This window comes from Empedobacter sp. UBA7248 (assembly GCF_002472945.1).
GTDB classification, from domain to species: Bacteria; Bacteroidota; Bacteroidia; order Flavobacteriales; family Weeksellaceae; genus Empedobacter; species Empedobacter falsenii_C.
On record NZ_DKSU01000008.1, the window covers coordinates 557,673 to 581,041 of the forward strand.

At 31.9% G+C, this 23,369-nt stretch carries 20 protein-coding genes; 10 read left to right on the forward strand and 10 right to left on the reverse strand.

Translation table 11 applies throughout. The features are described from left to right. Positions 1-52: 52 nt before the first annotated feature. Positions 53-1,057 carry a Gfo/Idh/MocA family protein gene (locus B4A23_RS09625; protein ID WP_038332582.1) on the reverse strand — a complete coding sequence of 335 codons (1,005 nt, stop codon included), beginning with the start codon at positions 1,055-1,057 and terminating at the stop codon, positions 53-55. A 71-nt stretch (positions 1,058-1,128) separates the two neighbouring features. Here B4A23_RS09625 and B4A23_RS09630 point away from each other — a divergent pair, with 71 nt between their 5' ends. Next, the gene (locus B4A23_RS09630; RefSeq protein ID WP_291119371.1) at positions 1,129-1,776 is read left to right on the forward strand and encodes a protein-L-isoaspartate(D-aspartate) O-methyltransferase; all 648 of its coding nucleotides are present in this window, start codon (positions 1,129-1,131) and stop codon (positions 1,774-1,776) included. A 55-nt stretch (positions 1,777-1,831) separates the two neighbouring features. Here B4A23_RS09630 and B4A23_RS09635 read toward each other — a convergent pair whose 3' ends face one another. The 3 genes from B4A23_RS09635 to B4A23_RS09645 form a co-directional block, all read right to left on the reverse strand. Further along, a complete protein-coding gene (locus B4A23_RS09635; RefSeq protein ID WP_180905227.1) occupies positions 1,832-2,260 on the reverse strand; it encodes a PepSY-like domain-containing protein in 429 nt (142 codons plus the stop codon). Positions 2,261-2,324: 64 nt separating this feature from the next. Next, positions 2,325-3,599 (reverse strand): sensor histidine kinase, encoded by a 1,275-nt coding sequence (locus B4A23_RS09640; protein WP_291119374.1) that lies wholly within the window; start codon positions 3,597-3,599, stop codon positions 2,325-2,327. Between the two features lies 1 nt (position 3,600). After that, on the reverse strand, positions 3,601-4,272 hold the full coding sequence (locus tag B4A23_RS09645; RefSeq protein WP_286485014.1) for a response regulator transcription factor: 672 nt from the start codon (positions 4,270-4,272) through the stop codon (positions 3,601-3,603). Between the two features lie 93 nt (positions 4,273-4,365). Between B4A23_RS09645 and B4A23_RS09650 the strand changes: the two genes are divergently transcribed. Further along, complete coding sequence (locus B4A23_RS09650; RefSeq protein WP_291119377.1) at positions 4,366-5,382, forward strand: threonine aldolase family protein; 1,017 nt, start codon at positions 4,366-4,368, stop codon at positions 5,380-5,382. 37 nt (positions 5,383-5,419) lie between these two features. Here the strand turns inward: B4A23_RS09650 and B4A23_RS09655 are convergent, their stop codons facing one another. The 4 genes from B4A23_RS09655 to B4A23_RS09670 all read right to left on the reverse strand — a co-directional run bounded on the left by B4A23_RS09655 (position 5,420) and on the right by B4A23_RS09670 (position 9,164). Then, positions 5,420-5,929, reverse strand: a complete 510-nt coding sequence (locus B4A23_RS09655; RefSeq protein ID WP_180905231.1) for a hypothetical protein — start codon at positions 5,927-5,929, stop codon at positions 5,420-5,422. Between the two features lie 89 nt (positions 5,930-6,018). Beyond that, positions 6,019-7,194: a trans-sulfuration enzyme family protein gene (locus B4A23_RS09660; protein ID WP_291119380.1), complete on the reverse strand. Its 1,176-nt coding sequence runs from the start codon at positions 7,192-7,194 to the stop codon at positions 6,019-6,021. A gap of 168 nt (positions 7,195-7,362) precedes the next feature. Further along, positions 7,363-8,121: a C1q-like domain-containing protein gene (locus B4A23_RS09665; RefSeq protein WP_291119384.1), complete on the reverse strand. Its 759-nt coding sequence runs from the start codon at positions 8,119-8,121 to the stop codon at positions 7,363-7,365. 140 nt (positions 8,122-8,261) lie between these two features. Beyond that, on the reverse strand, positions 8,262-9,164 hold the full coding sequence (locus B4A23_RS09670) for a hypothetical protein (protein ID WP_291119388.1): 903 nt from the start codon (positions 9,162-9,164) through the stop codon (positions 8,262-8,264). 141 nt (positions 9,165-9,305) lie between these two features. On the opposite strand from B4A23_RS09670, the gene B4A23_RS09675 reads away from it, so the two are divergent. Then, entirely contained in the window at positions 9,306-10,448 is a 1,143-nt protein-coding gene (locus tag B4A23_RS09675; RefSeq protein ID WP_291119392.1) for a DEAD/DEAH box helicase, read from the forward strand. 95 nt (positions 10,449-10,543) lie between these two features. Here the strand turns inward: B4A23_RS09675 and aspA are convergent, their stop codons facing one another. Continuing rightward, positions 10,544-11,941, reverse strand: a complete 1,398-nt coding sequence (gene aspA / locus B4A23_RS09680; RefSeq protein WP_291119395.1) for an aspartate ammonia-lyase — start codon at positions 11,939-11,941, stop codon at positions 10,544-10,546. A gap of 99 nt (positions 11,942-12,040) precedes the next feature. On the opposite strand from aspA, the gene B4A23_RS09685 reads away from it, so the two are divergent. Then, positions 12,041-13,249, forward strand: coding sequence for an acyltransferase family protein (locus B4A23_RS09685; RefSeq protein WP_291119398.1), 1,209 nt, complete (start codon positions 12,041-12,043; stop codon positions 13,247-13,249). A gap of 145 nt (positions 13,250-13,394) precedes the next feature. Here the strand turns inward: B4A23_RS09685 and B4A23_RS09690 are convergent, their stop codons facing one another. Beyond that, positions 13,395-14,054: a helix-turn-helix domain-containing protein gene (locus B4A23_RS09690; protein ID WP_291119401.1), complete on the reverse strand. Its 660-nt coding sequence runs from the start codon at positions 14,052-14,054 to the stop codon at positions 13,395-13,397. 93 nt (positions 14,055-14,147) lie between these two features. Between B4A23_RS09690 and B4A23_RS09695 the strand changes: the two genes are divergently transcribed. The 6 genes from B4A23_RS09695 to B4A23_RS09720 all read left to right on the forward strand — a co-directional run bounded on the left by B4A23_RS09695 (position 14,148) and on the right by B4A23_RS09720 (position 23,325). Further along, a complete protein-coding gene (locus tag B4A23_RS09695; protein ID WP_038332747.1) occupies positions 14,148-14,540 on the forward strand; it encodes a hypothetical protein in 393 nt (130 codons plus the stop codon). Between the two features lie 12 nt (positions 14,541-14,552). Further along, positions 14,553-15,257 (forward strand): PspA/IM30 family protein, encoded by a 705-nt coding sequence (locus B4A23_RS09700; RefSeq protein WP_291119404.1) that lies wholly within the window; start codon positions 14,553-14,555, stop codon positions 15,255-15,257. 69 nt (positions 15,258-15,326) lie between these two features. Then, positions 15,327-15,521, forward strand: a complete 195-nt coding sequence (locus tag B4A23_RS09705; protein WP_291119407.1) for a DUF4177 domain-containing protein — start codon at positions 15,327-15,329, stop codon at positions 15,519-15,521. 19 nt (positions 15,522-15,540) lie between these two features. Further along, the gene (locus tag B4A23_RS09710) at positions 15,541-16,215 is read left to right on the forward strand and encodes an OB-fold-containig protein (protein WP_291119410.1); all 675 of its coding nucleotides are present in this window, start codon (positions 15,541-15,543) and stop codon (positions 16,213-16,215) included. Positions 16,216-16,317: 102 nt separating this feature from the next. Beyond that, complete coding sequence (locus tag B4A23_RS09715) at positions 16,318-18,402, forward strand: flotillin family protein (RefSeq protein ID WP_291119413.1); 2,085 nt, start codon at positions 16,318-16,320, stop codon at positions 18,400-18,402. Positions 18,403-18,489: 87 nt separating this feature from the next. Then, the gene (locus B4A23_RS09720) at positions 18,490-23,325 is read left to right on the forward strand and encodes a DNA repair ATPase (RefSeq protein ID WP_291119416.1); all 4,836 of its coding nucleotides are present in this window, start codon (positions 18,490-18,492) and stop codon (positions 23,323-23,325) included. The last annotated feature ends 44 nt before the right edge of the window (positions 23,326-23,369 follow it).

Below are 23,369 nucleotides of genomic sequence, written 5' to 3' on the forward strand. Positions count from 1 at the left end.
GTTTTTATTATTTATTTTTTTCGAGATTCGAAGTTCGAAGTTCGTACTTCGATTATTCTTTCTCGATTGTTTGATTTTTGATGACTTGTTGCTCTTTTTCAAAATAAGCAATAATCTCCAATGCAACTTTCAAGGCATTTCGTCCATCTTGTAACGAAACTTTGATTGGCGAATTATTTACAATAGAATCTGCAAAGCTTTCTAATTCATCCAAAATTGCATTATTTGGTAAAACTTCAGGATGTTCGAAACAAATTTCTCTACGATCTCCTTTATCATTTTCCAAAATCATTGCAAATTCGCTTGGATTTTCTGGCGCTTTGTGCATTTTAATAATTTCAGTCTTTTTCGTCAAGAAATCAATTGAAATATACGCATTTCGTTGAAAAACACGCATTTTTCGCATATTTTTCATTGACATTCTACTTGTCGAAACATTAACCACACAACCATTCTCAAACTCAATTCTAGCATTTGCAATATCAGGCGTATCACTAATTACTGAAACTCCAGACGAATGAATTGATTTAATTTCTGATTTTACAATCGATAAAATCACATCTAAATCATGAATCATCAAATCCAACACAACAGGAACATCTGTTCCGCGCGGATTAAATTCTGCCAAACGGTGCGTTTCTATAAACAATGGTTCTTCGATAAAAGGCGCAGCCGCTGTAAATGCAGGATTGAAACGCTCTACGTGTCCAACTTGCGCTTTCAAACCTTTTTCATTTGTCAATTTCAACAAATGATCTGCCTCTTCTAAGGTATGCGTAACTGGTTTTTCGATGAAAAAATGTTTATTTTTTTCGATCACTTTCAATGCAACTTCATAATGTGATAACGTTGGTGTCACAATATCAACAACATCAACAGCATCAATTAATTCGTCCATCGAACTAAAATATTTATACCCAAATTCAGCTTCAACTTTCTTTCCATTTTCTTCAAAAGAATCAAAGAAGCCAATTAATTCGTATCTTTCCGATTGATTTAATAACTTTAAATGGATTTTTCCAAGGTGCCCAGCACCGATCACTCCTACTTTTAACATTTGGTAGATTTTGCCGTTAAAATTAATGAGAATAAGTTGTATTTAATGCATTTTTGTAAAAATTTTGGAATATGTCTCTAGACGATTTTAAACACAGAGGACGACGCAAAATGTTGGTTGATTTGTTGCGCTCGAAAGGAATTGAAGATGAAAACGTGCTGGAAGCTATTAATTTAGTGCCACGACATTTGTTTTTGGATAGTGCTTTTACGGAATTCGCTTATCGCGACGAAGCGTTTCCCATTGCTGCTGGACAAACAATTTCGCATCCGTTTACAGTTGCTTTTCAGACACAATTATTGGACATTCAGCCAAATGAAAAAGTCTTAGAAATCGGAACTGGTTCTGGTTATCAAACTGCGGTTTTGGTTGCTTTGGGTGTTGAAGTTTTTACGATTGAAAGACAAAAAGATTTGTTTGATTTCTCGAAAATCATGTTGAAAAAAATAAATTTCGAGCCACGTTATCAAACGTATGGAGATGGCTACAAAGGTTTACCTTCTTTTGCTCCTTTTGATAAAATTATTGTAACAGCGGGTGCGCCAGAAATTCCGGAAGAATTAAAAAAACAATTGAATATTGGCGGAATAATGGTAATTCCAGTTGGTGAACAATCACAACGAATGATTGTGATTATACGATTATCAGAAAATCAATTTGAGCATTACGAATTTGGAGATTTCAAATTTGTGCCAATGTTAGAAAGCCGAGATAAATAGAATAAAAAACTCCAACTAAAATTTAGTTGGAGTTTTTGTCTGAATATATTTTTTACTAATCATCAATTTTCTTGAAATTTCCATTTTTATCAAATTTTAATTCAAGTCCATTATTCAATTTTACTTCAATTTCTTTTCGATCTCTTTCAATTTTTGTGATTGTAGTATTCGGAAAACTTCTTTTCACATAATTCGAAATTTTAGCTGGAATAAATCCTGTTGGAATAGCATTTCGTTTTCCATCAACTTCTTTCCAAGCTCCGTCTCCGTCAAATTCTACTTTTGTTCCATTTGCCAAATACACTTTATATTCTTTCGAAAAATAATCGTCGTCCAACATCACAGAACCAACTTGTTTTGCTCCAAAATATTTATTGATAAATTGCTGTCCTGTTTTTGGAACTTGGTTATATTTTATCGCTTTATCTTGAGCAAAAGAAATCAACGTTGCACTTAACATGATAACACTTAAAAACTTTTTCATTTTGTTTGATTTTATAATTATAAGACAAAGTTGCAAAGTGAATTAGGAAAGATTTGGGAATAATTTATTTTTTCAGAATAAATTGATGAAAAGGAAACTCATAATTGTAATCTAACTTTAGATTTTGTTGATTTTTGATAATCGTGTCTACAATCGAAAGTCCCAGTCCATTATTACCATCGCTTGTACCTTGTTTATAAAAACGACTAAAAATAAGATTCGAATCCAACGTTGCGTTTTTTCCTGTATTCGAAATTATAAATTGATTTGAATCACTTTCTATCTTAATAATTTTCTCTTCACTATTATGTTTGATCGCATTTCTAATCAAATTTGAAATTAAAATTCGAGCCAAATCGATATTAAAATCAAGAATAAAATCTGCTTTAAAATTCGTTTCTAATTTAATTTCTTCTGCTTCTAAAATATCTTCATAATCTTCAATCAAATCTTTTGTCAAAGTTGTAAAATTAACTTCAACATTATTTTTGTATTGATTATTTTCGATTCGAGACAACATTAACAACGATTTATTTAGATTCACCATTCGCCAAAGTGTTTGCTTGGTTTCTACTAAACTCATCACTTCTTTTTCTTTTAAATCTGAATTTTCTATTAGCAAATCAAGTTTATTTAGTGCAATTGTCAAAGGCGTTTGCAATTCGTGCGAAGCATTTTCGATGAATAATTTTTGCGAGTTAAAAACCTCATCATTTCGATTAATCATTCGCTCAATTTCTTTTTGTAAATAAGAAAATTCTTTCACATTCGTTTCGACAAGTTTTGGCTTTTCGTTATTTCCTACTTCATATTTTCTTAATTGAGAAATAATCTGTCCAAAAGGTTTGAAGGCTTTTTTCAATCCAAAATGATTTATCAACAATATACTTATCAAGATAAAAAAGTATAACGCAATCAAAGAAAGAGACAAATCATAAATCAATTCATCTTCTTCAACGGTTGACGTTCTAATTTCTAATGAATATGGATGATTTTCTTTGTCATAAAAACCAGTTCTCAATATACGATAAGGCTCCATATCATCATCGTATCCCATGTAAATTAACTCATTCGAAAAGTGATTTCTTTCATCATATTTACTTGGATCAACTTTAGTAATTTTGAATTGACTTAATCCAAATTCAGTTGTATTTAATAAATTCGGATCGCGATAAGCTTCTCGAATAATCTCAATTTTTTGATTCTTCAACCCGTCATCTACATTATCATAAACTTCATCCAAAATCAAGGAATGAAAAAGAAATGCCCAAATCGCAATAACGATAAGTAACCAAAATGTAAGGTAACGAAATGTATAATTTTTTAGTGATATTTTCATGTTAAATCAACTTATAACCAATCCCATAAACCGCCTGTAAATCAGCTTCAGAATTCGCTTCTTTCATTTTTTTTCTTAGATTTTTTATTTGCGAATAAATAAAATCTAAATTATCTGACAGTTCAATATGATCTCCCCAAACACTTTCTGCTAAAGTCGTTTTCTGAAAAACACGTTCGGGTCTCAACATAAAATAATACAGCAAATCGTATTCCTTTCTGTTCAATTTCAGTTCGATATTATTTACTTTAACCAAACGATCTTCGGGAAAAATTTGAATATTTTTATAACTCAAAATATCTTCTCCTTTTTGTAGATTTTTGCGCAAAGCAACTTTAATTCGAGCCAATAATTCAGCAAAATGAAATGGTTTCGCCAAATAATCATCCGCGCCAACCAATAATCCTTCTACTTTATCATCAACCGAATCTTTTGCCGACAAAATAATCACCGAAGTTTCTTTATGAAGATTCTTTAATTCCTTTAACAAAGACATTCCATCGCCGTCTGGCAACATCATATCTAACAAAATGCAATCATAATCGAACGAAATTATTTTATCCAAAGCTTGCTGATAATTATCCGCAGTTTCGACAATCATCTTTTCTTTTTCTAAAAACTCAACAATCGTTTCTTGCAATTTTATTTCATCTTCTACGACTAAAATCTTCATAATTCAGTTTAAATAATTGGTAAAAATAGATAGTAAAATAGGAAAGAATTAGGAAAACTCCTACTTTTATTCTCAAAATTTAAGATTTCAATTTTGAAAAAATATAGCTTTAAAAATGATTATAGCGAAGGCGCTCACCCAGCAATTTTGCAACGATTAATCGATACAAATTTAGAACAAACAATTGGTTATGGCGAAGATGAATTTTGCAATGAAGCAAGAGAATTAATCAAAAAATATCTGAAAAAAGATGCTGCAATTCATTTTGTTTCTGGTGGAACACAAGCCAATTTAATTGTAATTTCTTCTATTCTAAAACCACACGAATCTGTAATTGCAGCAGAAAGTGGGCATATTGCTGTTCACGAAACTGGCGCGATAGAAGCAACAGGGCATAAAGTAAACACCATTGTGACGGATAATGGAAAAATAACTCCTGAGCAAATTTCGGTTGTTCTTGCCACGCACACGGACGAGCATATGGTAAAGCCAAAATTGGTTTATATTTCTAATTCTACGGAAGTTGGCAGTGTTTATTCGAAAAAGGAATTACAAGAGCTTTATCATTTTTGCCAAGAAAATAATTTATATCTTTTCGTTGATGGCGCGCGTTTAGCTTCTGCTTTAACTTCTTCTAAATGTGATTTAAGCTTAGAAGATATGGCGAATTTCACAGATGTTTTTTACATTGGTGGGACTAAAAATGGTGCACTTTTAGGTGAAGCAATTGTGATAAATAATTTGAAATTGGATGAAGATTTCCGTTATCATATCAAGCAAAAAGGCGGTATGTTAGCGAAAGGACGTTTGATTGGAATTCAGTTTTCGGAAATGTTTAGAGATGATTTATTTTTCGAGATGGGAAAACACGCGAATCAAATGGCAGAAAAATTAGCAAATGCTATTTCAGCAAAAGGTCACTACTTTTTGACAGAACCATCTTCCAATCAAATTTTCCCTATTTTACCAAATTCAATTATCGAAAAACTACAACAAGATTTTGAGTTTTATATTTGGCAAAAAATTGATGATCAAAATTCTGCAATTAGATTGGTTACTTCTTGGATAACGCCAGAGGAACAGGTAGAAAATTTTATCAAATCAATATAAAAAATAAAGGATCCATAAATTATTGGATCCTTTTATTTTAATAATAATCTTTCACATTTTTCAAACGCTCTTTATCTCGTTTATATTGAGACTTTCTGATTTCTTTTTTACGTTTCATCAAATTTTTATCGTAAGAATAATTACGTTCTATTCGCTTGATATCTCTTTCATATTCGTCTTCTAAACGCTCTAATCGATTATCAATTCTATCTTTGTAATAATCGTCACGATGAGAATTTGACCATTTGTAACGTTGATTATCATTTAAGATTTTATCAATATCACGTTGTAAATTGTAAGAAATCTCTCTGTTTCTTCTACCTTTTTCGTAACCAGATAAATTGCGATCTCTTCCAACTCTTTCGAAATCTTTACTTGCTTGTTTTTTTAAGGCTATTATTTTATTTTTTTGACTTGATGATATCTCATAATAGTCTGATCGTTCAATTAAAACATCGACATTTCTATTATTCCCATCATTTGGTCTGTTTTGCGCGTAACTTGACATTGTAAACAACGCAAAACCAAAAATTAAAAACTTCTTCATATTCTAAACTTTCATTTAAACAATGCAAAGTCCGTGCTGAAATGAATAAATTTTTAATAATTATACATAATCAACAAGTAATCAGCTTATTAAATTTTAGTTTTTTCTAATGCTTGCAAAATATCTTCGATAATATCTGCTTTATCTTCCAAGCCTACTGATAAACGGATAGAACCTGGCATAATTCCTAAATCTGCACGTTCTGCATCTGATAATTTTGCGTGAGTTGTAGTCGCTGGATGCGTTGCAATCGATCTTGAATCTCCTAAATTTGACGTATATAAAATCATTTCTAATGCATCAATAAATTTGAAAGCACGCTCTTTTCCTCCTTTCACTTCAAATGTTACGATTCCACCACCGCCTTTCATTTGCTTTTTCGCCAACTCATATTGAGGATGCGATGGTAAAAATGGATATTTTACATCTGCAATTTCAGGATGATTTTCCAAAGCTTCTGCCAACGCCAACGCATTTTCGCAATGACGATCCATACGAAGTGGCAACGTTTCTAAACTTTTAGAAATTGTCCACGCATTAAAAGCAGACATCGCTGGACCTGTATGACGAATAAAAAACATCATTTCGTTGATTAATTCTTCATTCCCTACAACTACTCCACCCAAAACGCGACCTTGTCCGTCCATATATTTTGTTGCAGAATGAATAGATAAATCAAATCCAAATTGCAAAGGTTGTTGTAAATATGGTGTTGCGAAACAATTGTCTATTGCAAAAATAACATGAGGATGTTTTTCTTTCAATTTTGCCAAAGCTTCTAAATCAAATAATTCTAATCCCGGATTTGAAGGAGATTCTAAGAAAACAATTTTCGTATTTGGTTGAATTGCTTTTTCCCAATCTTCGATATTTGGCGTTTCTACATATGTATAGGTTACACCCCAACGCGGAAACAATTGCGTAATTAATTGATGCGTAGAACCAAAAATTGCACAACTTGACACAATATGATCTCCACTTTTGATGTACGATGCAAATGACGCAAAAACAGCCGCCATTCCCGATGCAAAAGCCAAACCAGCATCAGCTTTTTCTAACGCACAAACGCGATTAATAAACTCTGTTGTATTTGGATTTGCATAACGCGAATAAACCATTCCTTGCTCTTCTTCCGCAAAAATTGCACGACCTTGTTCTGCACTATCAAAAATAAAACTTGATGTTAAATATAATGGAACCGAATGCTCGCGAGTAGCTGATCTTGGCGCTTGCTCACGAATTATCTTAGACTGATCTTTTTTCATAAGAATCAAAGTTAACGATAGTTTTATTAAGCTAAAAGAGAAAATTAAAGTTTTATTCCGAAAGTTTTTCTAATTTAACAGAACATTATACTTATCTAAATGATAAAATCCACTTAAAATAGAAAGAATTTATTTCAGCTAGATTTTATCAAAAATAGTATATAGAAATTAATCCGTTCCTAAGAAAATAATAGACATTGAGTTTGCTAAAACTCTATTATATGAGTTTATTTCCACATTTAAATTATATTGATACGTATCAACAGTTGAACCCGGGGTTACATTCTTAACTAAAGCAACAGTTTTAGAACCAGCCGTCATATATATAATATTCTTCATACTCATATAAGTTATAAAATTAGGACCTGTAGCAGGATCTATAAATTCTTTCTGTGTATAAAAATTGGCATTTGTTAAGCCTGAAGTAGGAAACGTACTAGTATATGATTTTGCTAAACCAATAGCTAGCACTCTTACTGTATTATCGCCACTTCTACGCCAAGGTTTTAAAATTGTATTAATATTAAACATATAGAAACCTGTATAAGGCGCTGTAAACTCTCCAGTTGTTGAATTGTATGCATTTAAATTATCTGATACTTTGTTATCAAAAATAAATATCCTTATGTTATTTCCTAAATCTGAACTTACAAAAGAATTATCATTACCACTCGATTTCATGTTTGCTAAAGTTATCAACTTGTTTAGACTAACCTTAGTTATACTATTATCTAAATCGGATTGATTTACAATCTGATTCCATTTTCCATCATAAAAATAATACAACTCATTTGCTCTTACATCATCAGATGTATCATCAGTTGTTCCATTATTTCCATTAGATAAATTATATACTAATAAAGATTGCGCAGGATTTTTTACAGTTGTAGTATCGTTAATACCTGTTAATGATACTCTGGGAATCAATATACCTTTATTTGAACTATAAATATCAAGTGCAGAACTTTTGTCAGGGTCTAGCGTATTAATACCAATTTGAGCACTTAATACATTACTAAGAACTATTATTCCTAAAAAGGATAATACAAATTTCATTTTATAAATAATTATAGTGTTGGAAAATAAGTAATTGTCAAAGTGTTAGAATCATTTCTATTAATTCCATAAGGTGTTTCAATATCAGCTGAATAACTGTTTCCACTTGTACCAGGCGTTATATAACGTGATAATACCATTATTTTCTCATTCTTATTCATGTAAATAACCCCAGTTACATGAACACTCAATGGATCATCAACTGTAACAACTGGATTAAGAGGCTGATTCAAAAAAGCAAAAGTATTATTAAGATAAGTAGATGGTTCAACACCTGTAAATGGTTTACTAATTCCTAACCTTACAAAATTACTTGTCGGTTGTGCTTGATTACTTTTTAATAATGTATTTGCTTCTATTTGATAATAACCATTATAAGGCGCTGTGAAAGTAGAATTAGAAACATCATATGAATTTACTACTTTTTCGTAAACCTTATTTTTAAAATACATTTGACGAATATTATTAGTAGTAGTACCCAGAGCTGCACTTAAATAATCTGTATTATTATTAGATACTGATTTACTTATAAAACTTGCAATTAACAACAATTTAGGAACCCCTAATTTATCTACAGACTCTTCTAATTTGGATTGATTAATCAATAAATTCCAACTATTTGTAGAAGCAGAATAATAATAAAAGTTGTTTGCATATACATCATCAGATGTTGTAGTTGTAGTATTGTTATTACCATCCGTAAGATTGTAAACTAATAATCCATTTGCAGGATTAGAAATAGTAGTAAGATCTGACTTTCCTGTTAATTTTACTCGAGGTATAAGAAGTCCTTTATTCGAATCTTTCATTTCGAGAATTGCACTAGGATCAGGAGTAGAGGTATTTATACCAACTTGCGCGTAGCTAAAAGCATTAGCTACAATTAACCCTAAGGTTAATGATATCTTTTTCATTTGTTGATTAATTGGTTTGGTATCATTTAATTATCAACATTCAAACCAAAATCTTGAAATCTATCATGAATAAAATCATATTAAAATTCTAACATTATGTATTGATATTTAATCTCTACCTTTGCAACCTTATATCAATTTATGTCATTCGAAAATTTAGGATTATCACCATATTTATCAAAAGCAATTACAAAACTTGGATTTTTAAAACCTTTTGAAATTCAAACCGAAACAATTCCATCTATTTTAAAAGGAAAAGATGTGATGGGAATTGCAAAAACCGGTTCTGGAAAAACCTTGTGTTTTGTTGCTCCTTTGTTACAAAAAATTCAGCATCAATCGTACGAAAAATCTCGTAACATAAAAGCATTAATTTTAGTTCCTACACGTGAATTAGCAGTTCAAATTGAACAAACTTTTGAAGGATTACAAACTGCTTTACGTCGTGAAGTACAAACACAAGCGGTGTATGGAGGAACTTCGATTAATCCGCAGATGAAAAATTTGTATGGTACAGAAATTTTGATTGCAACACCTGGTCGTTTATTGGACTTGATGGATCATAATGCTTTATCATTAGATCAATTGCAATATTTGGTGATTGATGAAGCGGACAAAATGTTTCAATTAGGATTTGGAGATGAAATGAACCGAATTTTGAAAAGTATTCCGAAAAAGAAACAATCGATTCTTTTTTCTGCAACTTTGAACGATAAAATTGATGAAATAAAATCTACATTAAACATTGATCCGATTGTTGTTGAAATCAAAAAGCAAGAAATTGATTTAGAACAAATCGAGCAAGTTGCTTACAAAGTTGATGCAGAAACAAAAGGTCCTTTTTTACGTTATTTAATCAAATCTGAAAACTTAGAACAAGTTTTGGTTTTTGTTTCTTCGACACGAACTGCTGATAATTTGGTCGAAAAATTAAAAAAGAATAAAATCTCTGCAATGGCGATTCATAGTAAGAAATCCCAAGGCGCGAGAATGGATAATTTGGAAGATTTTAAACTAGGTGATGCTAAAGTTTTGGTTGCAACAGATTTGATTGGACGCGGAATTCATATCGAAGGTTTGCCAACTGTTATTAATTACGAATTACCTCGTTCGCCTTTAGATTATGTGCACAGAATTGGACGTACAGGTCGTGCAAATTCAAACGGAAAAGCAATTAGCTTGATTACAGAAGAAGATTTGCATCATTTCAAAATCATTCAGAAAAAAATGGGTAAAAAAGTTGATTTACTTCCAACTGATGATGTGAATTTACACGGATATTAATAAGTTTTAAGTTATGAGTAATAAGTTCTAAGTTTTCTCTCAACTCATTACTCATAATTTTTTGCTATATCATTTTTCGTTTTTCATTATACACTTTACACATGTGGCCCAAGCATATTTTTAGGATCAAGGATTTCGTCCAAACGTTCTTTCGACAACAAACCATGATCTAAAACCAATTGATAAACACTTCCACCAGTCTCTAAAGCTTCTTTCGCTATTTTTGTACTTGCTTTATAACCAATATACGGATTTAGCGCAGTCACAATTCCAATACTATTTTGAACTTCATTTTTCAAATGTTCAACATTCGCTGTAATTCCATCTACACATTCAACACGTAGCGTATTCATCGCATTTGTTAAATATTGAATCGATTCCATAATCGAGAAACCAATCACTGGCTCCATTACGTTTAACTGTAATTGTCCAGCTTCGGCAGCCATTGTTATTGATAAATCATTTCCAATTACTTTAAAACAAACTTGATTGACAACTTCTGGAATTACCGGATTTACTTTCCCTGGCATAATCGAAGATCCCGGTTGTTTTGGAGGTAAATTAATCTCAAACAAACCTGTTCTCGGACCTGAAGTCAACAGACGTAAATCATTACAAATTTTTGATAACTTCACACAAAGACGTTTCAAAGCTGAAGAATAATCAACAAATGAACTTGTATCCGAAGTTGCTTCTACCAAATTATCAGCCAAGACAACATCTTCATTTAATATTTTTGCGATTTTAGTTGTACACAATTGTGCATAACCCGGAACAGCATTCAATCCAGTTCCAATCGCAGTTGCTCCCATATTAATCACTAACAATTCAGTCGCAATTCTATTCAGATTATCAACTTCTTTATGTAACGTATTTGCAAAACCTTCAAACTCTTGCCCAAGCGTCATTGGAACCGCATCTTGCAATTGTGTACGTCCCATTTTTATAACATTACTAAATTGTTTTCCTTTTTTATCAAAGGCTAAATATAAATTCGTTAACGATTCAACCAATGGTTTATTCATATCAAGCAAAGCCAATTTCAAAGCAGATGGATAAGCATCATTTGTAGATTGAGAAAGATTAACATGATCATTCGGCGAACAAAATTGATACTCACCTTTTTGCTTTCCTAAATGCTCCAAAGCAATATTTGCAATCACTTCATTCGCATTCATATTCGTCGAAGTTCCAGCCCCACCTTGTATCATATCAATCGGAAATTGATCTAAATATTTCCCATTTATCAACTCATTTGAAGCGAAAGAAATCGCATCAAATAATTCTTTCGACAAAATTCCTAATTCATGATTTGCTTGCGCAGCACCTAATTTTACCACACCAAGCGCCTTTACAAATTCGGGATAATGTGACAAATAATTCGTCGAAATTTTGAAATTATTAATGGCTCGTTGCGTTTGTACACCATAATAAGCCGTTTCAGGAATTTGCAATTCTCCTAATAAATCAGACTCCGTTCTCATTTTATTCATTGTTTGTTATTGACAATTAAAGGTAAGGAATAATCTAGTATCTTTTTGAAAAGCATTTTACCAAAAAATCTATATCTTTAAAACATTAACACAAAAGAGATGAAAGCAGCTCGTTATTATTCATTAGACGTTTTTCGTGGCGCAACTGTTGCGTTGATGATTTTGGTAAATAATCCAGGAACTTGGTCATTTATGTTTGCACCATTGCAACACGCAAGCTGGCACGGATGCACGCCTACAGATTTGGTTTTCCCTTTCTTTTTGTTTGCTGTGGGAAATGCAATGGCTTTTGTGATTCCGAAATTGCAACAACAACCTCAACAGATTTTTTGGCAAAAAGTAATAAAACGAACAATTTTAATTTTCGGAATTGGGCTATTCATCAATTGGTGGCCGTTTTTCAAGTGGGATAATAATGAACTTATTTTCAAAGCATGGAAAGATTCAGAAGAAAGCGGAATCCGAATTATGGGCGTTTTACAACGAATTGCAATTGCTTATTTTTTCGCTTCAGTGATTGCTTTTTATTTTAAACAAAAACAAGTTCTATTAATAAGTTGCTCGATTCTTCTACTTTATTGGGTTTTAACTTTCGGACTTGGAACTTCTGATCCATATTCATTAGAAGGTTTTATCGGAACTAAAATAGATATTCAATTGCTTGGCTTAGCGCATATTTACAAAGGAGAAGGCGTCCCATTTGATCCAGAAGGAATTTTTAGTACTATTTCCACTGTTCCACAAGTTTTATTTGGGTATTTGGTTGGTGATTATATTCAGAAACAAGGAAATATTAATTGGCTGAATCGTCCGCTACCAAAAACAGACAATCCGCAATATAAAATGTTAGCTGGTTTATTTGTTTTAGGAACAATTGCGTTGACAATTGGTTACGTTTGGCAATGGGACTTTCCGTACAATAAAAAGATTTGGAGCAGTTCTTATGTTTTCAACACAACTGGTTTAGCTATTTTGACAATTGGCGCAATGATTTGGTTCATCGAAATTTTAGGCATAAAAAATGGTTTTATGAAATTCTTTGATGTTTTCGGAAAAAATCCTTTATTCATCTTTGTTCTTAGCGGATTATTACCTCGATTATTAGGTTTAATCAGAATTGAAGCTGGTTTAAACGACAAAGGAGAAATCAAATTCATTTCACCATTGGGTTGGTTTTACGAAAATATTTGTGCAAAGATTCCTGGAATTCCAGAAATTGGTTCATTTGTTTATTCGTTTATTTTCTTAGCCTTCTTTTGGTGGTTAGCTTATTTATTGGACAAGAAGAAAATTTATATTAAAGTTTAAAAGTTTTACGTTTTAGGTTATAAGTTTTTAGAAGAGATGTCTCGATTCCTCGACATGACATCAAATTATTTTCTTTTCATATTAAATTAAACGAGTGAAACGATCTCGAAACATCTAATATTTAAAAACAATCTGCTTATAAAAATTAAACCTTCTTATAAACAGCATAAAACTGATAAAAATGTTGAATATTTTCAACATCAAAAATAATTTGTTTCCATTGATTTAATTCCAAGATCAATTGATTATCGTGCTGAATAAACTTTCCGACAAAAATTTCATCATCATTCAAATACAAACCAAATTTATCATTGACCAAATGTAAATTTTCCACTTCCAAATGCTCAAAAAATAAAATAGACGATTCTTCTTCTGTAAAATCGATAGGTGAAGCTATACTCGAAGAATATTCTAACGCAATAAATTGATGTGAATTATAAATCGGAAAATAGATTGAAGGATAATTTTCTAAGTTCGAAAACAACTCTTTTTTTGCTTGAATAATTTCTCGTGATAAAAAAGGAATCGCGCTCAAATTTTTAACATTTCGCAACATATCAGCTTCCTCAAAATAGTTATCAAAGTGTAATATTTCGTTAACTGTTAAGTTTTTTTCGATCAAATGACTTATTGGAATGCTAAAATATTTAGCAATTTGAGAAATCGTTTCAATTCGTGGTTCTGCACGTTTTTCTTCATAAGATGAAATATTCCCTCTGCTAACTTCAAACAAATCAGCAAAAGCCTGTTGAGTTAAGTTCTTAACTTGTCTTAATTTCTTTATATTTTCACCTATTTTTGTCATTATTTAAAATTTTAACATTTTTATTTGCTAATTATTTTAGCAAATTGTTTAATTTTATGGAAACAAATTACAAAAAACACGAATAACAACAAAATGAATTATTTTTCTAAGATTGAAAATTTTATTCAAAACATCAATTACACCATCAGTTACAAAGACGAAAAAGAAGGTGTTTTTATGATTGAAAATTTATTGGATGGTGTTCAAAATCTGATTGTAGGAATTGCACCACCTGTTATCATTTTCGAGTTGTATTTATTTACAATTACAAATGATAATCTGGAAATGCTAAAAGCGTTGTTGATGAAAAATCGCGATATCATTCATGGTGCTTTTGCAATAACAGAAGACGGAAACAAAGTTATTTATCGTTACACACTTCAAATTGCGAATCTTGATCAAAACGAATTTGAAGCAACGTTAAACTCTTTGAGCTTATTGATGAGCGAATATTCTGCTCAATTAATCGAATTTTCTAAACAATAAAACAATATCACTATGAATATTTTCAAACGTATTTTTAGAATTGGACAAGCCGAAATACATTCGGTTGTCGAAAAAATGGAAGACCCAATTAAAATGACTGAACAAGGAATTCGCGAAATGCGCGATGATCTTAATCAATCATTAGAAGCCTATGCAAAGGTAAAAGCGATGGCAATTCGTTCGCAAAATAGCTTAGACAAAAAGAAAGAAGAAGCGGCAGATTACGAACGAAAAGCAATTCTGTTATTAGAAAAATCTGGACGAAGTGAAATTACAATTGAACAAGCCGAAAGTTTAGCGAAAGAAGCTTTGGGCTTAAAGAATCAATTGTTAGAAGAAATTACTGAATTAGAAAATCAAGTGATTATTCATGAAAAATCTGCAAATGAAGTGCATAAAAATGTCGAAGTTCTAAAATTCAACATTAATAAATGGGAAAATGAATTGACAACATTAAAAGCACGTGTAAAAGTTGCTGATGCCACAAAACAAGTGAACAAACAAATGGCAAAAATTGATGCGAATAGCACCATTAGTATGTTAGAACGCATGAAAGCCAAAGTAGAAGAAGACGAAGCGCTTGCGCAAGCTTACGGAAGTTTAGCGGATAATTCGAAAACGGCTGATGACGAAATTAATGAAACCTTGAAAGGAGATTTGATTCAAAATGAATTAGAAGCGTTGAAGCTAAAAATCCAATCGAAAAATCAAGAATAAATCACGTTTTATAGTGAGTTTTATTTCCTTAAAATAATAGAACTTAACTCATTTTTAATTTTGAAACTTATGCAAAAATTTGAATACAAAACAATCGAAATAAAAGCTGAACAAGGAATTTTCAAAGTCTCTATCGATCAAGAATATTTAGATAAATTATTGAATCAATACGGAGCAGAAGGCTGGGAATTAACTTCCTCTACTCCATTGTCAAATAATGGAATAACTTACAGAATTTATTTTACCTTTAAGAGACAACTTTAACACTAAAAATTAACACTAAATGAGCGAAGTTTTAGACCTTCTTTTCAATCCATTGGCCAATGGAATCATGACCATTTTGATGGGATTTTCTCTTGTCTATTGGGTGTTCCAATTGTTAGCTGGTGACGGAATTGACCTTGGAACTAATTCAGATTTTCATATCGGAGACATCAATGATGTTGATGCCCATCACGATGCTGATGCAGACGTGCATCACGAGCCAGGTTTTTGGGCAAAATGTTTAGAATTTATCAATGTTGGTAAAGTTCCGTTAATGGTAATTATTACCTTGTTCAAATTCATAAGTTGGGTCATTACCATTATTTCTTCGATTGTTTTTGGATTAAGCAAGTTAGGATTGTATTCTGTTTTAGTTTTAATTCCAGTTTTCATCATCGCTTATTTTATGATGCATTGGATTACAAAACCTCTTGTAAAAATTTATGCTGAATTAGGCTATCACGGGGAAGAAGAAACGGATTTTATCGGAAGAGTCGGAAAATCGAAGTCTAAAATAATGGGTGATAAAATAGGTTCTGCTGAATTTCAAATCGAAAAAGATATTATTACGCTTAACATCAAAAGTCAAAATGGCGAAGAAATTAATTTTGGAGACACCATTATTATCACTGACGAATCGCCTTCAAATCATTATTATTTCGTCATCAAACACATTACTTTAAACAATATTTAACCTAATTATGACACTAATATTTCAACTTACTTCGTTTATTATCGAAGAAATTTTAACCTTAATCATTCACTAAATCAATCAAAAACTAATAAAAACTATCTCATGACAAATTTTATTCTTTTAGCAGTTGGTGTTATCGTTTTCATCTTTATTGCATTTATCGTCGTTTTAAGCGTTTTCTATAAAAAAGTTCCGCAAGGAAAAGCCATCGTTCGTACTGGTGTTGGAGGTTCGCAAGTTGCTTTCAACAAAGGAATGTATGTAATTCCTGTTTTTCATAAAATGGAAATTATGGACATTTCGATCAAAAAAATTGACATTGCTCGTCAACAACATGATGGATTAATTTGTAAAGACAACATTCGTGCAGATATCAAAGTTGCATTTTTTGTTCGCGTTAATAAATCGGTGAATGATGTAATCAATGTTGCACAAAACTTAGGAACAGAACGAGCATCAGAACCAGAAACATTGAAAAGTATTTTCGAAGCTAAATTCTCAGAAGCTTTAAAAACAGTTGGTAAAAAATTCGACTTTATCGAATTATACGAAGCTCGACGTGAATTTAGAGATGAAATTTTAAATATCATCGGAACAGATTTGAATGGATATATTTTAGATGACTGTGCAATTGATTATTTAGAACAAACTGAATTACAATTTTTAAGTCCAGACAATATTTTAGATTCAGAAGGAATCAAAAAAATCACTGAATTAACGGCTCAACAAAATATGAACGCCAATTTAATTCGTCGTGAAGAAGAAAAAGTTATCAAAAAACAAAACGTTGAAGCGCGTGAAGCAATCTTAGAATTAGAGCGTCAATTAGCTGAAAAAGAAGAGCGTCAACGCCGAGAAATCGAAAATATAAAAGCACGCGAAGAAGCAGAAATTGCAAAAGTTCGTGAAGAAGAACGTCTAAAAGCTGAATCTGTTCGCATCACAACAGAAGAGCAATTGGCGGTACAAGAAGAAAATAAATTGCGTCAAATTATTATCGCAGAAAAAAATAAAGTTCGTACTGATGCCATCGAAACAGAGCGTGTAGAAAAAGATCGTGCATTAGAGCAAACAGAACGTGAACGAATTGTGACTTTAGCGCAGATTGATAAAGAAAGATCAATCGAAGTTGAGAAGAAAAATATCCAAGGCGTTATCAAAGAACGTGTTCTTTTAGAAAAAGGCGTGATCGAAGAGCAACAAGGCGTGAAAGACGTTGAAGTTTACCGTGAAGTTGAACGTCAGAAACAAGCCGGAATTATTGCTGCATCGCAAGAAGCGGAAGAGCGTTTAATCGAAACTGTAAAAGCTGCGGAAGCATCTAAAATTGCAGCAGAACAAGAAGCTGCTCGTCAAGTTATCGAAGCTGATGCTCAAAAACAAGTTGCAGAACGTAAAGCACAAGAGTTATTGATTGATGCGGAAGCGAAAAAAGAAGCATCTGCAAAAGAAGCGGAAGCACGTAAAATTATTGCTGAAGCACAAGCGAAAGAAGAAGCTGCAATTGGTTTATCTGAGGCAGAAGTAATGGTTGCGAAAGCAGAAGCGGAAGAAAAACAAGGAACTGTAGAAGCGTCTGTTATCGAGAAAAAAGCGGAAGCATTGCGTAAAGAAGGTTTAGCACAAGCGGAAGTTGTACGTGAAAAAGCGTTGGCAGAAGCGAAAGGAATCGAGGAAAAAGCAGAAGCTATGAAGAAATTGGACGGTGTTGGAAAAGAGCACGAAGAGTTCAAACTTCAATTACAAAAAGAAAAAGACATCGAATTGGCTCATATCAACATTCAAAAAGATATTGCTGGAGCCCAAGCTGAGGTTTTATCAACTGCATTAAAATCTGCGAAAATTGACATTGTTGGTGGAGAAACGATGTTCTTCGAAAATATTGTGAAACAAGTTTCGAATGCAAAAGGTTTCGATCATTTAATCGACAATTCAAAACATGCAACAGATATCAAAAATGCGTTGATTGACGAAGATGGTGGAAGCGATTTAGCTGGAAAAGTGAGAAGTCTTGCCGATAAATATGGTATTTCGTCAAACGACATCAAAAACTTAACAATTACTGCGGCATTAATTAAATTACAGCAAGCTGCTTCGGCTTCTGGAAACAACGAAGACACAGGGTTTATCAATTCTCTTTTCGGAATTGCGAATCAATTAGGTGTTTCAAATAAAAAAATAGGTTAATCCATTAAACAATAATAGAGTGATTGAAATTTTATTGTTTCAATCGCTCTTATCATCACGTTTAATCACCTTTTAGATTTTAATTTAATGCAAGAAGAAAAAAATATTAACGTTACCGAAACGCTTGATGCAGGCGCGTACGAAATCATCCGAAAAAGACTTCTTACACAAAAAGATTTTCTTTCGGAAAGATTAACGAAATTGAACGATGCTCGCAAAGAGGTGTTCAATTCTACCAATTTTGCATTAAGTGCGAACCAAAGAATTACGACAGAAAACACTTGTATTTCACGTGGAATTATCGCGTTCGATAAGTTGTGTATTTTTGGGTACAACGTGCATTTCTGTTTACGCACAGACATTCAGTTGAGCGATGTTTTTAGTATTTATCTGTTTCAAGAAAATCAATTTATTCCTCAACCTCTCGACTTAATTAACGATCAGAATTTCTTTACAGATTTTCAGAATTTGTATAAATATTACCGCGATTCTATCTTTTCTAAATTTCGTAGAACAGATAATTATTTGTACATGGTTTTCCAAACCAGTAAAAGCGCACAAGATTTGAAAGCGTTTAAATGGTTAATCAAAGACGGAAAATTAATTTATCAAGATGATCGCAGCATTCACGAAGTAAAAAAAGCAGATCAATTTGATTTCGAATGGCAAAAAACGTCAATTGATGATCGCCGATTAGGTAAATTTCCACACATTTCTATTTTGGATAAAATTTTTATCGAAGCGATTGGTGGCGATATTACATTCAAAATTGAAGATAATACAGATTCTGGAAAAGGAATTTTTACTGAAAAAGTTACGCATTTAGATCAACAATTAGACGATGCTGAATATTATTACGCCGATTTAGGAAATCTGATTGCGGTTAAAATCAAACCGTTTCAAGAAGATTTTAGAGCGTATATTTACAATGTTCGCACCAAGGAAGTCATCAATATTCCTGCGCTTTTGGACGCGGCTGTTTTGTTGCCAGACAATCAAGGTTTGATTTTTTCGAATGGCTATTATTTACAAAACGGAACCTATCATATTTTCGAAAATAAGTTAGATAATTTTCAATTTTTCCGTCGTGTAAATTCTCCAAACGGAGAAGATTTTATGTATATTTTCAATCAAGATGAAACCAATACATACATTCTTTTATCGTACAATATCATTCAACAAAACGTCGAAACGCCTATTGTTTGCAATGGTTTCACGATTTTTAAAGACGGAAGTTTAATTTATTTCCGCACCGAAGAAGAAGCAACGCGACATCATCAAGTTCAAATTTGGGAAACGCCTTATGTAGAGCGTTTGGTTGAAAATCAAGAAAAAACAAATCATCCATTATACAAAATTGGAAACAAAGACATTGTAAAAGCAATGGCTGAATCTCAAGAAGTTATCCAATTAATTAATAAAGAAGATTCTTACGAAGGTCTGTATGAGGACATTGTAAAAAAAGCGAATAATATTGTTGATGGATATTTTTGGATCAATGACAAAGATACCTTTGAGCTTGCGATTCCTTTGTTAGAAATCAAAACAGTTGCCAATACAGCGATTGATGAATTTGCAAAAGTCCAAGTTCAGAAAAAATTTGCGCAAGAAACGTTAGAAAAAACAGAAGAATCGATTGAAGAAATCGTTCTCAAGGTAAATAGTACAACGTACAATCAATTGGATTTATTGGTTGAACATTTGGCTGAAGCGCGTAAAATTCAAGGAAAAGTGATTGATTTACGTTCCATTCGTTATATCAATTTAGAGCGCGTTCAAGAATTAGAAAATCAATTACAAGAAGTCAACGAAAATTTATCAACGAAAACAATTGAGTTTCTTTTATTAGATGAAGCGCTGATTCCGTACGAAGAAAAGGTTGCGGAACAGAAAAATTTAGTAGCTTCAATTGAAAAAGTTGTTGATGCTAAAGTAATCGAAGAAGCGTGTCTTAAAATTGCTTCCGAATTAGAATTATTGATTGACATTCTGAACAGTTTAAAAATTGAAGACGCTACACAAACGACAAAAATTATTGAAAAAATTTCTGTCATTTTTGCTTCGCTTAACGAAGTTCGTGCGCAATTAACACGTCAAACTTCTGCCTTAAAAAGCAAGGAGGCGGTTGCTGAATTTTCTGCTCAAATTACGTTGTTGGAGCAAAGTGTGGTCAACTTTTTAGAGTTATCAACAACTGCCGAAAAAACGGAAGAATACAATACAAAAATCATTGTTCAGCTTGAAGAATTAGAAAGTAAATTCTCTGATTTTGATGATTTCGCTTTAAAAATTGCAGATAAACGCGACGAAATTATCAAAGCGTTCAATTCGAAGCGCGAACAATTGGTTGAACAAACCAACAAACGCACCAATTCATTAGAGCAAATTGGTTTGCGTGTCTTGAAAAACATCGAAAATAAATCCAAAACTTTTTCTGAGAAAGAAGAAATTTTAGCGTTTTATTCTTCGGATTTGATGATTGACAAAATGCGTCAAATCATTCAAGAATTAAAAGATTTGAAAGATGTTTCGAAAGCCGAAAATCTTGAAAACCTATTGAAAAAATCTCAAGAAGATACGCTTCGCGTTTTACGTGATAAAACTGAACTTTTTGTTGATGGACAAAATATTATTGCGCTTGGACAAAATAAATTTACAGTTAATACACAGCAATTAGCGCTGACTTTGTTGAATCGTAACAACGAATTATTTTACCATTTGACAGGAACAAGTTTCTATCAAAAAGTTAAAAACGAAGAAATTTATCGTTACCAAGATATTTGGAATCAAGAATTTGTTTCGGAAAATCAATTGGTTTATCGTGCTGAATATCTGGCTTATCAAGCTTTTTTAGTAAGAAATGAAAAAGATTTCGATGCTGAAAAATTTATCAATCAAATCATTGAACAAAATTATTCGGAAGGTTATATAAAAGGTGTGCATAATTTTGATGCGTTGCGAATTTTCACTGAATTCGTACACGTCAATTCTAAATTAGATGTCTTACAATTTGATGCACCAACGCGTACAACTACTCAAGTCTTCTGGCATTCTTTAGAAAATAATTTGCAAGAAAAATTGAATGCAATGATTAATTCGGCTCAATTAATTTTGAAAAATTTCCCGAATTCAAATCGTTTTGAAAATATTCTAAATGAAATAAAATCGCTTTTTGAAAATTGGGAAACAGAATGGGATAAATCGCAAACTTCATCAGAAAAAGTTTCTCACTATTTATTTACAACTTTCACGAAATATCAAGCTTTCTCGATGAGGAAAGAAGCTGAAACTTTTCGAAATGAATTTGTAAATTATTTAGAAAAAAATAAAAATTCGGACGATTTTAATGCATTGATTGCAGATCAACAATTTTCTTCAACCGAAAAATTTTATTTGATTGAGAACTGGATTCATTCTTTTATTGATGAAAACGAAAATTATTCGTCATATAGAAATGTGGTGAATGAAGTGGCGACAATGCTTTTATTTTCGAAAGATCTATATTATATAAATGATGGAAATTCTGTCATCAAAATTGAAGATTTGAAAGGAAATCATGCGGTAATTGTTGAAGGAATTTACACTCAAAATTATCATGAAATTATTTCGAAATTAGAACGATTTGCAACAATTGATGTTCCAAATTTTAAATCATTCCAAAAGCTAAAAGAAGAAATTTCTAAATCGTATGAAAAAGATTTAAAAATCGCAGAATTTGAACCAAAAGTTTTGACATCATTTGTTCGAAATAAATTAATCAACGAAGTTTATTTCCCTCTAATCGGAAATAATTTAGCCAAACAATTGGGAACAGCAGGCGAAAACAAACGCACCGCTCGTATGGGAATGCTGTTGTTAATTTCTCCGCCAGGTTATGGAAAAACGACCTTGATGGAATATTTAGCCAAAACGATGGGCTTACATTTTGTGAAAGTAAATGGACCAACAATTGGACATAACATTACGTCAATCGATCCAATCGAAGCCAAAACTTCTGGAGAAAGAGAAGAATTAAAAAAGATAAATCTTTCGTTTGAAATGGCTGATAATGTGATGTTGTACTTGGATGATATACAGCATTTGAGTGCAGAATTTTTACAGAAATTTATTTCATTAGCCGATGGACAGCGAAAAATTGATGGAATTTTCGAAGGAGAAAGTAAAACCTACGATTTACGTGGAAAACGTTTTTGTATTGTAATGGCTGGAAATCCATATACGGAAAGCGGTTCTAAATTTCAGATTCCTGATATGTTAGCCAATCGTGCCGATGTGTATAATTTGGGTGATGTAATTGGTGATACGGAAACGTTGTTCAATATGAGTTTAATTGAAAATGCAACTGGTGATAATCCTTATTTGGATAAAATTGCTTCAAAAAGTTTGACAGATTTTTACAAGTTAACAAATTTTGTAACCGAAAATCAAGAACAACTTCCGGATTTGGAAGGCAATTATTTGAAACAAGAAATTGATGATTTTATTGCGGTTTTGAAACATGTAATTAAGATTAGAAATATTGTCGTAAAAGTTAATCAAAATTATATTGCAAGTGCGGCAATGCAAGATGATTACAGAACTGAACCGCCTTTCAAAATGCAAGGTTCGTACAGAAATATGTCAAAATTAGTTTCGAAAATTGTTCCAATGATGAACGAAAAAGAAATTAATGAAACGATTTTGGCGCATTACGAAAGCGAATCACAAACGTTGACAACGGATACAGAATCGAATCTTTTGCGCCTAAAAGAAATTGCAGGTTTGATGACCAATGAAGAAAAGGAACGTTGGGAAACGATAAAAGCAATGTTTGTTAAAAACAATAAACATGGCGGCTTGAATAAAGATGATAAAGTTTTTGCTCAACTACTAGAATTCAATGAAAATTTGGAAGGAATTATCCAAGCAATCTTGAAAAAGTAATATTAAAACTGCTCAAAATGAGCAGTTTTTTTTTACATTTAACC

What these genes read in the sequence shown, in the direction of transcription:
- B4A23_RS09625 (WP_038332582.1), bottom strand. Translation starts at nt 1,057, where the DNA reads ATGTTAAAAGTAGGAGTGATCGGTGCTGGGCACCTTGGAAAAATCCAT.
- B4A23_RS09630 (WP_291119371.1), top strand. Translation starts at nt 1,129, where the DNA reads ATGTCTCTAGACGATTTTAAACACAGAGGACGACGCAAAATGTTGGTT.
- B4A23_RS09635 (WP_180905227.1), bottom strand. Translation starts at nt 2,260, where the DNA reads ATGAAAAAGTTTTTAAGTGTTATCATGTTAAGTGCAACGTTGATTTCT.
- B4A23_RS09640 (WP_291119374.1), bottom strand. Translation starts at nt 3,599, where the DNA reads ATGAAAATATCACTAAAAAATTATACATTTCGTTACCTTACATTTTGG.
- B4A23_RS09645 (WP_286485014.1), bottom strand. Translation starts at nt 4,272, where the DNA reads ATGAAGATTTTAGTCGTAGAAGATGAAATAAAATTGCAAGAAACGATT.
- B4A23_RS09655 (WP_180905231.1), bottom strand. Translation starts at nt 5,929, where the DNA reads ATGAAGAAGTTTTTAATTTTTGGTTTTGCGTTGTTTACAATGTCAAGT.
- B4A23_RS09660 (WP_291119380.1), bottom strand. Translation starts at nt 7,194, where the DNA reads ATGAAAAAAGATCAGTCTAAGATAATTCGTGAGCAAGCGCCAAGATCA.
- B4A23_RS09670 (WP_291119388.1), bottom strand. Translation starts at nt 9,164, where the DNA reads ATGAAAAAGATATCATTAACCTTAGGGTTAATTGTAGCTAATGCTTTT.
- B4A23_RS09675 (WP_291119392.1), top strand. Translation starts at nt 9,306, where the DNA reads ATGTCATTCGAAAATTTAGGATTATCACCATATTTATCAAAAGCAATT.
- aspA (WP_291119395.1), bottom strand. Translation starts at nt 11,941, where the DNA reads ATGAATAAAATGAGAACGGAGTCTGATTTATTAGGAGAATTGCAAATT.
- B4A23_RS09685 (WP_291119398.1), top strand. Translation starts at nt 12,041, where the DNA reads ATGAAAGCAGCTCGTTATTATTCATTAGACGTTTTTCGTGGCGCAACT.
- B4A23_RS09690 (WP_291119401.1), bottom strand. Translation starts at nt 14,054, where the DNA reads ATGACAAAAATAGGTGAAAATATAAAGAAATTAAGACAAGTTAAGAAC.
- B4A23_RS09695 (WP_038332747.1), top strand. Translation starts at nt 14,148, where the DNA reads ATGAATTATTTTTCTAAGATTGAAAATTTTATTCAAAACATCAATTAC.
- B4A23_RS09700 (WP_291119404.1), top strand. Translation starts at nt 14,553, where the DNA reads ATGAATATTTTCAAACGTATTTTTAGAATTGGACAAGCCGAAATACAT.
- B4A23_RS09705 (WP_291119407.1), top strand. Translation starts at nt 15,327, where the DNA reads ATGCAAAAATTTGAATACAAAACAATCGAAATAAAAGCTGAACAAGGA.
- B4A23_RS09710 (WP_291119410.1), top strand. Translation starts at nt 15,541, where the DNA reads ATGAGCGAAGTTTTAGACCTTCTTTTCAATCCATTGGCCAATGGAATC.
- B4A23_RS09715 (WP_291119413.1), top strand. Translation starts at nt 16,318, where the DNA reads ATGACAAATTTTATTCTTTTAGCAGTTGGTGTTATCGTTTTCATCTTT.
- B4A23_RS09720 (WP_291119416.1), top strand. Translation starts at nt 18,490, where the DNA reads ATGCAAGAAGAAAAAAATATTAACGTTACCGAAACGCTTGATGCAGGC.